The sequence below is a fragment of the Limnohabitans sp. genome, from assembly GCF_030158565.1.
GTDB lineage: Bacteria > Pseudomonadota > Gammaproteobacteria > Burkholderiales > Burkholderiaceae_C > Limnohabitans_A.
Map to the genome: position 1 here is coordinate 1 of NZ_JAOASQ010000059.1, position 14,272 is coordinate 14,272.

The window sequence follows — 14,272 nt, forward strand, 5'->3', positions numbered from 1 at the left end:
AACTCGCGACCTCAACCTTGGCAAGGTTGCGCTCTACCAACTGAGCTATTCCCGCGTATCAGTGAATTCAGCATTATATGCTTTGTTCGCTGCGATGAAAGAATTATAGCGCCATTTCCGGGGTGTTTTGGAAAGCCCCCGGAAATTTTGCATCAATGTTTCACCGCATCGGCCTTGGGGGTAGCCGCGACAGCCGTGACCGCAGCAGCAGCCACTTCTTCTTCGCTCAAAGGCACGGGCTTGGCTTCCAGCGCCACGTCCAGCACCTGGTCAATCCACTTGACAGGCACGATCTCGAGACCGTTTTTGACGTTCTCGGGAATATCTTGCAAATCCTTGACGTTGTCCTCAGGGATGAGCACGGTCTTGATGCCGCCACGCAAGGCGGCCAGCAACTTTTCCTTCAAGCCACCAATGGCGGTGACTTCGCCACGCAAGGTGATCTCACCGGTCATGGCCACATCGGCGCGCACCGGAATGCCCGTCATGGCCGACACCATGGCCGTGGTCATGGCGGCACCCGCACTGGGGCCATCTTTCGGCGTTGCCCCATCGGGCACGTGGATGTGCAGGTCTTTCTTTTCAAAGACCTCATCCTTGATGCCCAGCAGACGTGAACGGCTGCGCACCACTGTGCGGGCAGCTTCGACCGACTCTTTCATGACATCGCCCAGCGAACCGGTGCGGGTAATGACACCCTTGCCTGGCATCAAGGCCGCTTCGATGGTGAGCAAATCGCCGCCCACTTCTGTCCAAGCCAGACCGACCACCTGACCGACCTGGTTCTTCTGTTCGGCACGGCCGTAGCTGTACTTGCGCACGCCCAGGAACTCATTGAGGTTGTCCACCGTCACTTGAACTTGTGGCTTCATCTGCTTGAGCAACAAGGCCTTGACGACTTTGCGACAAATCTTGCCCAGCTCACGCTCAAGCGAACGGACACCAGCTTCGCGGGTGTAGTAACGCACCACATCGCGAACAGCCTCTTCGGTCACGTTCAGCTCTTCGGGTTTGACGCCGTTGTTGGCCAACTGCTTGGGCAACAGGTACTTCATGGCGATGCTGGTCTTTTCGTCTTCGGTGTAACCCGACAAACGAATGACCTCCATCCGGTCCAGCAAAGCCGAAGGGATGTTCATCGAGTTGGAGGTGGCCACAAACATCACATCGCTCAGGTCGAAATCGACCTCAACGTAATGGTCACCGAAGGTGTGGTTTTGCTCGGGGTCGAGCACTTCCAGCAAAGCGCTTGATGGATCGCCACGGAAGTCCGTGCCCAGCTTGTCGATCTCGTCGAGCAAGAACAAAGGATTCTTGGTGCCCACCTTGTTCAGGTTTTGCAAGACCTTGCCCGGCAAAGCGCCAATGTAGGTGCGGCGGTGCCCACGGATTTCGGCCTCGTCACGCATCCCACCCAAAGCCATGCGCACGTACTTGCGACCTGTGGCTTTGGCAATGGATTGACCCAGCGAGGTCTTGCCCACACCGGGTGGGCCAACCAAGCACAGGATCGGCGCCTTGACCTTGTCCACGCGTTGCTGCACAGCAAGGTATTCCAGGATGCGGTCTTTGACTTTGTCCAAACCGAAGTGGTCTTGATTCAACACATCTTCGGCATTGCCCAGATCGTGTTTGAGCTTGGTTTTTTTGCTCCATGGCAGACCGGTCAGCACTTCGAGGTAATTGCGCACCACCGAAGCTTCGGCCGACATGGGGGACATCAGCTTGAGTTTCTTGAGCTCGCCCTCGGCCTTTTTGCGGGCCTCGGCCGACATTTTGGCGGTTTTGATCTTTTTCTCGATCTCCTCGATGTCCGCACCGTCTTCGCCTTCGCCCAGTTCTTTCTGGATGGCTTTGACCTGTTCGTTCAGGTAGAAGTCGCGCTGGTTCTTTTCCATCTGGCGCTTGACGCGGCCACGGATGCGCTTGTCGACATTGAGGATGTCGACCTCGTGCTCCAGCTGGGCAAACAGATTTTCCAGGCGCGCCTTGATGCTCGCCAGGTCCAGCACTTGCTGCTTATTTTCGAGCTTGAGGGGCAAGTGCGCTGCAATGGTGTCGGCCAGGCGACCGGCATCGTCGATGCTGGAAATCGAGGTCAGGATCTCGGGTGGAATCTTCTTGTTGAGTTTGACGTACTGGTCAAACTGCTGCATGACCGCACGGCGCAAGGCCTCGATCTCGCTGCTGGGCTCGGACTGTTCAGCCACAACATCCACGGGCGTGACGGTGGCCACAAAATGCGCTTCGCCATCCACAATGGATTGCACCGTCGCACGCTGCTGACCTTCTACCAGCACCTTGACGGTGCCGTCGGGCAGCTTGAGCATCTGCAAAATGGTCGAGACGCACCCCACCTCGAACATGTCGTCGATGGCAGGCTCGTCCTTGGCGGCTGTTTTCTGAGCCACCAGCATGATGCGGCGCTCGGCCGCCATGGCCGACTCCAGCGCCTTGATGCTCTTGGGGCGTCCCACAAACAGCGGAATCACCATGTGAGGGAACACGACCACGTCGCGCAAAGGCAACATGGGCAGTTCGATCGGGGTGGGCGGCAAAGGTGTGTGTCCAGACATGGTGTGTCCCTTGGTTCAATTCAGCTTCACATGGATGCTGCACCGGCGATTTCAACCCATCGAGGAGAAGGGTTATGGATCGCCGAGCCACACATGGGGGTCAGGCCTGTTTGGCCGACTCGCGGTAAACCAGCAGCGGCGGCTTGTTGTCGTCGATGGCGGACTCGTCGACCACCACTTTTTCAACGTTCACCGCGTTGGGCAACTCAAACATGGTGTCGATCAAGGCCTGTTCCATGATGGAACGCAGCCCACGGGCACCTGTTTTGCGGGCCAAGGCCTTGCGGGCAATGGCCGTCAGTGCATTGGGGCGCACTTCCAGCTCAACGCCTTCCATGGCCAAGAGTTTGGTGAACTGCTTGACCACCGCATTCTTGGGCTCGGTCAGGATCTGCACCAAAGCGTCTTCGGTCAGCTCGGCCAAAGTGGCGACCACCGGCAGACGCCCGACCAATTCAGGAATCAGGCCAAACTTGATCAAATCTTCGGGCTCGACTTCATTGAACACTTCGGTCAATGAACGTTGCTTCTTGCTTTTGACGGTGGCGCCAAAGCCGATACCGCCCGATTCGGTGCGGTTTTCGATGACTTTTTCCAAGCCGGCAAAAGCACCACCGCAAATGAACAGGATGTTGGTCGTGTCGATCTGCAGGAAATCCTGGTTGGGGTGCTTGCGCCCGCCTTGTGGAGGCACGCTGGCCATGGTGCCTTCGACCAGCTTGAGCAGCGCCTGCTGGACGCCCTCGCCCGACACGTCACGGGTAATCGATGGGTTGTCCGACTTGCGGGTGATCTTGTCGATCTCGTCGATGTAGACAATACCGCGCTGGGCGCGCTCCACGTCGTAATTGCAGGTCTGCAGCAGCTTGGCCACGATGTTCTCGACATCTTCGCCCACATAACCGGCTTCGGTCAGGGTGGTGGCATCGGCCATCACAAAAGGCACATCCAGCATACGGGCCATGGTCTGGGCCAGCAAGGTCTTGCCCGAGCCGGTGGGGCCGATCAGCAAGATGTTGCTCTTGGCCAGCTCGACATCGTCTTTCTTGGCGCCATCTTTGTGCTTGAGGCGTTTGTAGTGGTTGTACACCGCCACCGCCAAGCTGCGTTTGGCCTTTTCTTGGCCAATCACGTAGTTGTCAAGGTTGTTCTTGATGTCCAGTGGCGTTGGCAAACCATCTTTGGCCGCATCGGTCACGGTGGTCGTGGCCAATTCATCGCGCACGATGTCGTTGCACAAATCAATGCATTCATCGCAAATGAACACCGATGGACCTGCGATCAGCTTTTTGACCTCGTGCTGGCTCTTGCCGCAAAAGGAGCAGTACAGGTTTTTCTCAGTGGTAGAGCCTTTTTTGTCGGCCATAAAAGTTGCCTCGGAATCCGGATATTCGTCAATGATAACGAAAGAAAAACGGCGCTCACCCCGGAAGGTAAACGCCGTCAGATTTTGGGCCGGTCGAACCGGCTTGCATCAGCTGCGCTTGGCGATCACTTGATCGACCAAACCGTAGTCTTTGGCCTCGGCCGCCGACAGGTAATAGTCCCGTTCTGTGTCGCGCTCGATCTTGTCCAGCGGCTGACCGGTGTTCTCGGACAGGATGCGGTTCAAGTGCTCTCGGGTCTTGATGATCTCGCGTGCAGCGATCTCGATCTCGGTGGCCTGGCCACGCGCACCGCCCAGAGGCTGGTGGATCATGATCTTGGAGTTGGGCAGCGAAAAACGCTTGCCCTTGGCACCCGAGGACAGCAAAAAAGCGCCCATGCTGGCGGCCATGCCGTTGCACAGCGTGGACACATCGGGCTTGATGAAGTTCATGGTGTCGTAAATCGCCATGCCCGCGCTGACCGAGCCGCCAGGCGAGTTGATGTACAGCGAGATGTCCTTTTCAGGGTTTTCGCTCTCCAAAAACAGCAACTGCGCCACGATCAGGTTGGCCATGTGGTCATTGACCTCGCCCACCAAAAAGATCACGCGCTCTTTGAGCAAACGCGAATAGATGTCGTAGGCGCGCTCGCCACGGCCCGATTGCTCGACGACCATGGGCACCATGCCCAAATTTGTGATGTCCAGTGCGCTCATCTTTTCTCCAAGAATTTCTAAGGTGACTTTAACCCGATTTCAAACCCACCAATGAGATGGGGCTTGTCTGCCAGACTGCAAGCCCGGCACAAGCCCCATTCTTCAGGGATTCAAAGACCGATCAGCCTTGTTGACCCATCAGCTCTTCGAAAGAGATGGCCTTTTCTGTGACCTTGGCTTGCGCCAGCACGAAATCAGACACATTGCTCTCGATGACCACGGCTTCGACTTCGGCCAAGCGCTGGTTGTCGCTGTTGTACCAACGCACCACGTCGTCTGGACGCTCGTAGCTGGCAGCCAACTCTTCGATGTGGGCTTTGATCTGCTCAGGCTTGGCGTGCAAGGTGTTGCCACGCACGACTTCGGCCACCACCAGGCCCAAGCGCACGCGCTGCTCGGCTTGAGGACGGAAGATGTCGTCAGGGATCGGGGCCTTGTCAGCATCCTTGATGCCGCGTTGCTTCAGGTCGGCGCGGGCGCCTTCTTTCAAGCGCTCGATTTCGGACTGAATGATGGCCTGAGGCAGGTCCAACTCGGCCTTGGCCACCAAGGCGTCCATGGCGGCTTGCTTGTTGCGGGCCAGCAAGCGGAATTTCACTTCGCGCTCGAGGTTTTTGCGGATGTCAGCGCGCAGGCCTTCCACGGTGCCGTCGGCAATGCCCAAGGACTTGGCCAGAGCGTCGTTGACTTCGGGCAGGTTGGCGGCTTCGAGTTTCTTCACAGTGACCAGGAAGTCAGCGGTTTTGCCGGCCACATCTTGACCGTGGTAGTCGGCAGGGAAAGCCAGGGGGAAAGTCTTGCTTTCGCCGGACTTCATGCCACGCACGGCGTCTTCGAATTCCTTGAGCATCTGGCCGTCGCCCAGGATGAACTGGAAGTCTTCGGCTTTGCCGCCGGAGAACACTTCACCGTCGATCTTGCCTTCGAAGTCGATGGTGGCGCGGTCGCCGTCTTGTGCAGCGGCGTCTTGGGCGCGCTGGGCGAAGGTGCGGCGCTGCTTGCGCAGGATGTCAATGGTCTTGTCAATGGCGGCTTCAGACACTTCAGCGGTCAGTTTTTCCACTTCGGTGTCGGCCAGGTTGCCCAGCTTGACTTCAGGGTACACCTCAAAGATGGCTTCGAAGTTCAGCTCGCCTTCTGGCGCGCCTTCTTTTTCGGAGATGCGGGGCTGACCGGCCACGCGCAGTTTGGCTTCGTTGGCGGCCACAGCAAAAGCCTCGCCCACTTTGTCGTTCAGCACTTCATACTGAACCGAGTAACCATAGCGCTGGGCCACCACATTCATGGGCACCTTGCCTGGACGGAAACCGTCCATCTTGACCGTGCGGGCCATTTTCTTCAGGCGTGCATCCACTTCAGACTGGATGGCCGTCACAGGCACAGTCAGGGTGATCTTGCGTTCCAGCTTTTCAAGGGTTTCAACAGTCACAGTCATCGTCGTTCTCGGTTAAATGAATTTCTCTCATGCCTCAGGGTTGCCCCTGTGGCCCAAAGTCGGTTGGTGCGCGGGGCGGGACTCGAACCCGCACAGTGTTGCCACCGTCAGGACCTAAACCTGGTGCGTCTACCAATTTCGCCACCCGCGCGGGTCCAAACAAAAAGGGCGAACAGGCCGGAATGGATGCCACCCGCAGGCCTGACCGCCCGTTTGAAATCGGTCAACTTTCTATTTTAGCCGTTCCGGACCCCGATTTCGGGGTCGGCCGCTGCTGGTTTTCCCCTCTCCAGAACCGTTTTCAAAGGCTTGAAGGCCCATGGGACGGGCGCGGCACCCGGAACCAAGCCGCGTACATCGCAGGCAGCGCCAGCAAAGTCAGCGCCGTGGCCACGATCAAACCGCCCATGATGGCCACAGCCATCGGGCCCCAGAACACGCTGCGCGACAGCGGAATCATGGCCAGCACTGCAGCGGCAGCTGTCAGCACAATGGGCCGCAAGCGGCGCACCGCCGACTCGACGATTGCCAGCCAGGGCTCGACGCCCGCCGCGCGGTCTTGCTCGATCTGATCGATCAGGATCACCGAGTTGCGCTGGATCATCCCCATGAGCGCGATCACGCCCAACAAGGCCACGAAACCGAAGGGACGGTTCAAGGCCAGCAAAGCCGCCGCCACCCCCGCCATGCCCAAGGGGCCGGTCAGGAACACCAACACCGAACGGCTGAAGCTTTGCAACTGCAGCATCAGCAACGTGAAGGTGATGAACAGCATGATCGGCACGCCCGCTGCTATCGAGGCCGAGCCCTTGGAGCTTTGCTCCACAGCGCCGGCCACTTCGATGCGGTAATCGGACTGCCCATTGGCCACCCAGGCGGCCTGCAGCTTTTCCAGCTCAGGCTGCAGCTGGGCCGTCACCGTTGCGCCCTGCACGCCTTCGGAAATGTCCGACTGCACCGTGATGGCGTATTGACGGCCTTCGCGCCACATCACGCCCGGCTCCCAACCAAGCACAGGCTTGGCAATTTGCAAGAGCGGGATCGATTTGCCCGACGCGGTCGGCACATAGGCCTGGCCCAAGTCAGACAAGGCATCGCGTTCGCTCAAGGGTTGGCGCAGCACGATGTCGATCAATTTGTCGCCATCGCGGTACTGGCCCACCGGTGCGCCCGAGAGCAAGGTGCGCGAAGCCTGGGCAATCGACTGGCTGGTCACCCCCAAGGCGCGGGCCTTGGCTTGGTCCACTTCCAGGCGGACCGACTTGACCGACTCGTTCCAGTTGTCGTTGACGCCACGTGTGCTGGCGTTTTGGCGCATCACGGCCTTGACCTCCTCGGCCTTTTGGCGCAAAGCCGCGGGCTCTGTGCCAACCACTCGGAACTGCACCGGGTAGGGCACAGGCGGGCCATTGGGCAGCAACTTCACGCGACCACGGATCTCCGGGAATTCTTGCGCCAGCAAAGCAGGCAGTTTGACCCGCAGGCTCTCACGAACTTTCAAGTCCTTGGGCAAGACAATCAGTTGCGACACATTGGTCTGCGGGAAGACCTGGTCCAGTGGCAGGTAAAAACGCGGCACACCCGAGCCCACCCAGGTGGTCACCGAGCTGACGCCCTCCTCTTGTGCCAGGCGCTTTTCCACGCGCTTGGCCACCTCTTCGCTGGCCACAAAGGGTGCGCCTTCAGGCAACCACAGGTCCACCAAAATTTCGGGGCGGCTTGAATCCGGGAAGAACTGCTGCTGCACCTTGCCCATGCCCACAATGCCCAAGGCAAACAGGGCGATGGTGATGCCAATCGTCTTCCAGCGGTGGGTCACGCACCAGGTCACCCATTGGCGAAAGTGCCGGTAAAACGGGGTGTCGAACATCTCGGCCGAATCGTGGTGAGCACCGGCCACCGCATGCGCTGGCGGCTTGAGCAACCAGGCGCCCAAATAAGGCACAAAGTAAACCGAGGCCACCCAGCTGACGATCAAGGCGATCACCGTGACCGCGAAGATGGCGAAGGTGTATTCACCCGTGACCGATTTGGCGATGCCAATGGGCAAGAAGCCTGCCGCCGTGATGAGCGTGCCCGTGAGCATGGGCATGGCCGTCAGCTCATAGGCGAAGGTGGCGGCGCGGAATTTGTCGTAGCCCTCTTCCATCTTGCGCACCATCATCTCGACCGCGATGATGGCATCGTCCACCAGCAAGCCCAGCGCGATGATGAGCGAGCCCAGCGAGATCTTGTGCAGGCCAATGCCAAAGTAATTCATGGCCAGAAAAGTCACCGCCAGCACCAGCGGGATGGTGATGCCCACCACCAGACCGGGGCGGATGTCCAGCGTCCAGCGCTTCCACAAGGGGTGGTGTCCCGGCCGCTTGTGCAAACCCAGCGCCAAAAAGCTCACCGCCAGCACGATCACCACGGCCTCGATCAGCACCTTGATGAATTCGTTGACGGATTTGGACACCGCCGACGGCTGGTCCTGGATCTGCGTGAGCGTCAAACCCAGCGGCAAACCCACTTCAATCTCTTTGACGCTGGCTTGCAAGGCATGCCCCAGGGCGATGATGTCGCCCCCCTTGGCCATGCTCACGCCCAAGCCAATGACCTCTTGGCCCTCGTGGCGCACCTTGACCGAAGGCGGGTCCACATAGCCACGGCTGACCTGCGCAATGTCCGATAACCGCAACTGCGCGCCCGATGAGCCCCGAATCGGCATCGCGCGCAAATCGTCCAGATTCTGGAACTGACCGCCCACACGCACTTGCACCACATCGTGTGGCGACTGCAAGTTGCCGGCCGACTCCACCGCGTTTTGCTGACCCAGTTGTGCCAGCACCGCGCCCATGTCCAAGCTCATCTGTGCGAGCTTTTTTTGCGAGATGTCGATGAAAACTTTTTCGTCTTGCACCCCGAACAGCTCCACCTTGGCCACATCGTGCACGCGCAACAGCGTTTGCCGCACACGGTCGGCCTGGAACTTGATCTCGGCCGGGGTGAAACCCTCGCCGCTCAAGGCATAAATCACGCCGTAAACATCGCCAAAGTCGTCGTTGAAAAACGGACCCTGCACGCCCTGCGGCAAGGTGGCACGCATGTCGCCCACCTTCTTGCGCACGGTGTACCAGACCTGCGGCACCTCGCCGGGCTTGGAATAGTCTTTCAACTCCAGAATGATCTGCGACTCACCCGGCTTGGAGTAGCTACGGATCTTGTCGGCGTAAGGCACCTCTTGCAAGGTGCGTTCCAATTTGTCGGTCACCTGCTCGGCCACCTGCTGCGCCGTGGCACCGGGCCAATAGGTGCGCACAACCATGGCCCTGAAGGTGAACGGCGGGTCTTCGTCCTGCCCCAATTGAAAATACGACGCCATGCCCAGCACCATCAGCGCCACCATCAGGTAACGGGTCAGGGCCGGGTGCTCCAGCGCCCAGCGCGAGAGGTTGAAACGGGTGTTGTCGGTCTCTTGCATGGGCATCACCGCTGCGCCGCGTTGGATGCAGCCGCTGCTGCGGGCTTGGCCGCTGCAGCGTATTCAGAAACCTTCTGGCCCGGGGTCAACACATGCACACCGGCACTGACCACCTTCTGGCCCGCTTTCAGGCCTGAAGCGATGACCACCTCGTTGCCATCGATGGCCCCCACTTGAACCGCTTGCGAGCGCACCGTCATGCTGGCTTCGTCCAGCACCCACACCGCTGTGGCAGCACCGTCCTGACGCAAGGCACTGGTGGGCAGCTTGAGTGACCCTGTTTGGCTGCCCGGCAACTGAGCCGCCAGCACATTCACCGTGGCCCCCAGGGGCAACTGCTCGGCCTTGTCCAGCGCCAGCTTGACCACATAGGTGCGCGTCACAGGGTCCGCACTGGCCCCCACTTCACGCACGCGGCCTTTCAACAGCTGACCGGTGCTGCCCAGTTGGGCCTGCATGTCCTGCCCCGCCTTGAAAGCCAACACCGCTTGTTCGGACACCGAGAACACCGCGTCGCGCGGGCCATCGTGCGCCAGGCGCACCACCGGCTGCCCCGCAGACACGACCTGGCCGATTTCTGCCTCCACCGCCGTGATCACCCCCGGGGCGGTGGCGTTTAAATGGGTGTAGCCCGCCTGGTTGGTTTGCGTTTGCGCCAGTGCTTTGGCCTGCGCCAGTGCAGCTTCAGCGGCCTTCAAAGTGGTCTCGCGGCGCTCCAGCTCGGCACCGCTGATGAAATTCTGGGCCTTGAGGGATTCATAGCGCTTGAAGTCAGACAAAGCCAAATCGCGCTGCGTCTGGGCCGCAGCAACCTGCGCCAGCGCCGCTTGGGCGCCCAATTGGTAATCTTGCGCATCGATTTGCGCCAGCACCTGTCCGGCCTTCACACGCTGACCCGCTTCTGCTTGGCGCTGGACCAATTTGCCCCCCACCCGAAAGCCCAAGCGCGACTCCACCCGGGCACGCACTTCGGCGGCGTATTCGCCCTGCACATTCAAGTCAGACCCACCCACGGTCAGCAGCTTCACGGCGCGTACCGGCTCCTGAACCGCCTCTTGGCGCGAGCAAGCCGATAGGAACAAGGCGGCGCAGACCGCAGAAATGGCGCTCAAGCGCCACACCCCGTGGCCCCAAGGGGCGGGCGAAGACATATGGTTCATGGAAATCCGCTCAAAAATTAATGACTGACTGGTTAGTAATCTAAACAAAGCGATGACCCATGTCAAGCGACAATAGGGATTGACCATGCAAGAACCCGCCACTTTCAGCCCCCGGCAAAACGCGCATCAGAGGGCTCAGCACCTGAAACTGCTGCAAGGCGTCTCGCGCTCGTTTCACCTGTCCATACGCCTGCTGCCGCAGGCTTTGCAAGCCCCCGTTGCGGTGGGCTATTTGCTGGCCCGCGCCACCGACACCGTGGCCGACACAAGCGCCCTGCCCTTGCCTGAGCGCCAAAGATTGCTGGACGCAATGAGCCAAGCCATCGCTAGCCAACAGCCTGCAACGGCAGCCCTGAGCTTACAAGCGCAAGCCTTTGCTGCACAACAAAGCGACCCGCACGAACAAGCCCTGATGTTGGCCCTGCCCCAATGCCTGGCCTGGCTGCACCAGCTGAGCGCGCCCGACCAAGCCAGCGTGCGCACGGTTCTGGGCCACATCACGCGGGGGCAATCACTGGACATGACACGCTTTGGCACCGGCTTGCACGCCCTGCAAACCGAGGATGAGCTCAGCGACTACACCTGGCTGGTGGCTGGCTGCGTGGGCGAGTTCTGGACAGAGCTGTGCGACCGGCATCTGCCGGGTTTTGCCAGCCTATCCACCCCGGACATGATGGCGCTGGGCCGTGCTTACGGCATGGGCTTGCAGCGCCTGAACATCATCCGCGATGCAGGGGCCGACCTGATCGCAGGCCGCTGCTATTGGCCCGCGGACACCCTGGCCGCCGCTGGCCTGAGCCCCCAAGCGCTGGCAGACTGTGCACGCGACAACGATCCTTCTACTCGCCAAGCGCTGGGCCCCTTGTGGACCGCTTGGCTGGACCAGACCCAGGCCCAACTGAACGACGGATTGCTTTACAGCTGCGCTTTGAACGGTTGGCGGCTGCGACTGGCCAGCGCCTTGCCCGCCTTGATCGGCGCCCGCACCGTGGCCCTGCTGCGCCAAGCTGGACCACAGGCCCTGGGCCAACGCGTGAAGATGCCGCGGCGTGAAGTGCGGGGCTTGCTGTGGCGACTGGCATGGGGCCTGGCCAGCCCCGATGCCTTGCGCCGCGAATTCAAACGACTCTCGGGCCCCTCGTCCCGCCAGACCCCGGGCAAGCAATGAGAAAATCCCACCCATGAATCCGCAAGACTACGTCCAGCAAAAAGCCGCCGCCTCGGGCAGCAGCTTTTATTACGCCTTCCTCTTCCTTCCGCCAGAACGCCGTGCGGCCATCACCGCCTTTTATGCCTTTTGCCGCGAAGTGGACGACGTGGTGGACGAGATCAGCGACCCCAGCGTGGCCGCCGCCAAGCTCGGCTGGTGGCAAAAAGAAGTGCTGCAAGCCTATGCGGGCCAGCCCACCCACCCGGTCATGCACGCCCTCATGCCGCACACCCAGCCCTTTGGCATCGAAAGCCGCCACCTGATGGCCGTGATCGAAGGCTGCCAAATGGACCTGAACCAGACCCGCTACCTGGACTTTGCGGGCCTGACCAAATATTGCCATTTGGTGGCCGGCGTGGTGGGCGAAGTCGCCGCTCGCATCTTTGGCCAGACCGACGAGGCCACCACCCACTATGCGCACAAGCTGGGCCTGGCTTTTCAGATGACCAACATCATCCGCGACGTGGGCGAAGACGCCCTGCGCGGGCGCATCTATTTGCCGCTGGACGAGCAGCAACGCTTTGGCGTCAAAGCCAACGCCCTGATGCAACGTAACTATTCAGACAACTTCAAAGCGCTGATGAAGTTCCAGACCGACCGTGCCCACGCCCTGTACGACGAAGCCCTGGCCCTGCTGCCTGCGGCCGACCGCCGCGCCCAAAAACCCGGCCTCATGATGGCCAGCATCTACCGCACCTTGCTGCGCGAGATCGAGGCCTCGGGCTATCAGGTGCTGCACCAGCGCATCGCGCTAACGCCGCTGCGCAAGCTGTGGCTGGCCTGGAAGATGCAGGCGCTGGGGCGGTTTTGAGCAGCCGCCCCAGCCACTGACAGCCTTACTTCATCGCCCGCGCTTGAGCCTGCGCAGGTCGGTCCACACAGGCCTTGACCCAAGCGGCCACCGCCGGGTATTGCGCCAGCAGCGCAGCGGCTGGGCGAATCCAGCTGGCCACGCTGGCCACGCACACATCGGCCACGGTGAAGCGGTTGGCGGCCAGGTAGGCTTCGCCTTTGGCGTGTTGGGCTTGCAGGTGTTGCTCCAGCACGGCCAGTGGCACTTTCAGGCGGCTTTCGGCCTTGTCGGCCAGCTCGGGTTTGCGCTGGTCTTCGGGCATGGCCATGCGGTGCATCAGCACGGTGAGTGCGTCACTCTCCAGCTCGGACACAGTCCAAAAGCTCCAGCGCAGGGCTTCGGCTTCTTCACGGGGCGTGGCGGGTGCGATCGACTGGCCGTCGGCTGTGCCGTGCACGCGGGCAATGTACAGAGCGCAGGCCATGCTCTCCCACACGGTGATTGCACCATCGGCCCGCTCGTCGATCAGCACCGGAATGTGGCCGTTGGGGTTGATGGCCAAAAACTCTGGCGTGCGCGTTGCGCCACCGGCGTAAGGTGTGGAAATAAGTTCAAACGGCACGCCCAACTCCAATGCCGTCCAGATGGGACGCACCGCGCGGGACGGGCCAATGCCGTAAATCTTCAAAGTCATGTCGGTCTCCTATGGGTTGAATTCATGTCCGTCACTGCGAGGAGCCTGCGACGCGGCAGTCCAGTTGGTTTGTTCGTACAAGTCCTGTCACCCCATCAACCGTTGGCATCTGGATTGCCACGCTGCGCTCGCAATCACCACTCAAACGTATTCAGGCCAACTGGCACACAGCGCGTGCAAGTCTCGCACTTCCAGGTGCGGGCGCGTGTCACCGTGGCTCCAAGTGTGACCTTCGCGGTTGAGCCAGGCCACCTGCATGCCTGCGGCCAGTGCGCCCACGCAGTCAGCGTGGGCATCGTCACCCACGTGCAGCACCTCGTGCGGGGCCACGCCTGCGGCCTCGGCCCCGGCCACAAAAACCCGCAGGTCCGGCTTGGCCACGCCCATGGACTTGGCGCTCACGCTGGCATGAAAGTGTTGGCCAATGCCCACGCGGTGCACATCGGCGTTGCCATTCGACAGGGCCACCACCGGGTAGCGCTGGCTCCAGAACGCCAAGGCAGGCAAGGCATCGTCAAACAGATCGACCCGTTGACGCTCAGCAAAAAAGACCTCGAACGCAGGCTCGGCCAAATGCCCCGGGTCACCCGCTTGGAGCAGCATGGCGCGGATGGCCTCGAGCCGCAAAAACGACAAATCGTGCGCCCGGTCGGCGTGGCGGGCGTTGATCTCGGCGCGGACGGCTTTTTTGACTTCGGGCTGGCCTGACAAAGCTGCCGTGGCGGGCGCGTGCTGCGTCAGCCAATCGGTCAGCACCTGTTCGGCGCGGTGGATGGTGGGCCAGACGGGCCACAAGGTGTCGTCCAGATCAAGGGTAATGGCGCGGATGCGGGAGAGGTCGAGCATGGTGAGGGAGAA

At 60.7% G+C, this 14,272-nt stretch carries 10 protein-coding genes and 1 tRNA gene; 2 read left to right on the plus strand and 9 right to left on the minus strand.

The genetic code is table 11. The annotated features are described in order from the left end of the window. Nucleotides 1-152 precede the first annotated feature (152 nt). The 7 genes from lon to Q1W40_RS12585 form a co-directional block, all read right to left on the minus strand. Nucleotides 153-2,576 (minus strand): endopeptidase La, encoded by a 2,424-nt coding sequence (lon, locus tag Q1W40_RS12555; RefSeq protein ID WP_300712592.1) that lies wholly within the window; start codon nt 2,574-2,576, stop codon nt 153-155. A 100-nt stretch (nt 2,577-2,676) separates the two neighbouring features. Beyond that, the gene (clpX, locus tag Q1W40_RS12560) at nt 2,677-3,942 is read right to left on the minus strand and encodes an ATP-dependent Clp protease ATP-binding subunit ClpX (protein WP_300712594.1); all 1,266 of its coding nucleotides are present in this window, start codon (nt 3,940-3,942) and stop codon (nt 2,677-2,679) included. A gap of 108 nt (nt 3,943-4,050) precedes the next feature. Further along, nucleotides 4,051-4,659: an ATP-dependent Clp endopeptidase proteolytic subunit ClpP gene (gene clpP / locus Q1W40_RS12565; RefSeq protein ID WP_300712596.1), complete on the minus strand. Its 609-nt coding sequence runs from the start codon at nt 4,657-4,659 to the stop codon at nt 4,051-4,053. 121 nt (nt 4,660-4,780) lie between these two features. Next, entirely contained in the window at nt 4,781-6,094 is a 1,314-nt protein-coding gene (gene tig, locus Q1W40_RS12570; protein ID WP_300712598.1) for a trigger factor, read from the minus strand. 64 nt (nt 6,095-6,158) lie between these two features. Continuing rightward, nucleotides 6,159-6,245, minus strand: a tRNA-Leu gene (locus Q1W40_RS12575). Between the two features lie 150 nt (nt 6,246-6,395). Further along, nucleotides 6,396-9,557, minus strand: coding sequence for an efflux RND transporter permease subunit (locus Q1W40_RS12580; RefSeq protein WP_300712599.1), 3,162 nt, complete (start codon nt 9,555-9,557; stop codon nt 6,396-6,398). A gap of 5 nt (nt 9,558-9,562) precedes the next feature. Then, nucleotides 9,563-10,717, minus strand: a complete 1,155-nt coding sequence (locus tag Q1W40_RS12585; protein ID WP_300712601.1) for an efflux RND transporter periplasmic adaptor subunit — start codon at nt 10,715-10,717, stop codon at nt 9,563-9,565. Between the two features lie 85 nt (nt 10,718-10,802). On the opposite strand from Q1W40_RS12585, the gene Q1W40_RS12590 reads away from it, so the two are divergent. Together Q1W40_RS12590 and hpnD are read left to right on the plus strand one after the other, a co-directional pair. Beyond that, on the plus strand, nt 10,803-11,885 hold the full coding sequence (locus Q1W40_RS12590) for a squalene/phytoene synthase family protein (protein ID WP_300712603.1): 1,083 nt from the start codon (nt 10,803-10,805) through the stop codon (nt 11,883-11,885). Nucleotides 11,886-11,898: 13 nt separating this feature from the next. Then, nucleotides 11,899-12,738 (plus strand): presqualene diphosphate synthase HpnD, encoded by an 840-nt coding sequence (gene hpnD, locus Q1W40_RS12595; protein ID WP_300712605.1) that lies wholly within the window; start codon nt 11,899-11,901, stop codon nt 12,736-12,738. A 25-nt stretch (nt 12,739-12,763) separates the two neighbouring features. On the opposite strand, the gene Q1W40_RS12600 is transcribed toward hpnD, so the two are convergent. After that, the gene (locus tag Q1W40_RS12600; RefSeq protein ID WP_300712607.1) at nt 12,764-13,414 is read right to left on the minus strand and encodes a glutathione S-transferase family protein; all 651 of its coding nucleotides are present in this window, start codon (nt 13,412-13,414) and stop codon (nt 12,764-12,766) included. A gap of 141 nt (nt 13,415-13,555) precedes the next feature. Further along, complete coding sequence (locus Q1W40_RS12605; RefSeq protein WP_300712609.1) at nt 13,556-14,260, minus strand: HAD-IA family hydrolase; 705 nt, start codon at nt 14,258-14,260, stop codon at nt 13,556-13,558. Nucleotides 14,261-14,272 lie beyond the last annotated feature (12 nt).

Bases quoted from the DNA above. Each gene is read 5' to 3' on its own strand.
- lon (WP_300712592.1), bottom strand. From the start codon at position 2,576: ATGTCTGGACACACACCTTTGCCGCCCACCCCGATCGAACTGCCCATG.
- clpX (WP_300712594.1), bottom strand. From the start codon at position 3,942: ATGGCCGACAAAAAAGGCTCTACCACTGAGAAAAACCTGTACTGCTCC.
- clpP (WP_300712596.1), bottom strand. From the start codon at position 4,659: ATGAGCGCACTGGACATCACAAATTTGGGCATGGTGCCCATGGTCGTC.
- tig (WP_300712598.1), bottom strand. From the start codon at position 6,094: ATGACTGTGACTGTTGAAACCCTTGAAAAGCTGGAACGCAAGATCACC.
- Q1W40_RS12580 (WP_300712599.1), bottom strand. From the start codon at position 9,557: ATGCAAGAGACCGACAACACCCGTTTCAACCTCTCGCGCTGGGCGCTG.
- Q1W40_RS12585 (WP_300712601.1), bottom strand. From the start codon at position 10,717: ATGAACCATATGTCTTCGCCCGCCCCTTGGGGCCACGGGGTGTGGCGC.
- Q1W40_RS12590 (WP_300712603.1), top strand. From the start codon at position 10,803: ATGCAAGAACCCGCCACTTTCAGCCCCCGGCAAAACGCGCATCAGAGG.
- hpnD (WP_300712605.1), top strand. From the start codon at position 11,899: ATGAATCCGCAAGACTACGTCCAGCAAAAAGCCGCCGCCTCGGGCAGC.
- Q1W40_RS12600 (WP_300712607.1), bottom strand. From the start codon at position 13,414: ATGACTTTGAAGATTTACGGCATTGGCCCGTCCCGCGCGGTGCGTCCC.
- Q1W40_RS12605 (WP_300712609.1), bottom strand. From the start codon at position 14,260: ATGCTCGACCTCTCCCGCATCCGCGCCATTACCCTTGATCTGGACGAC.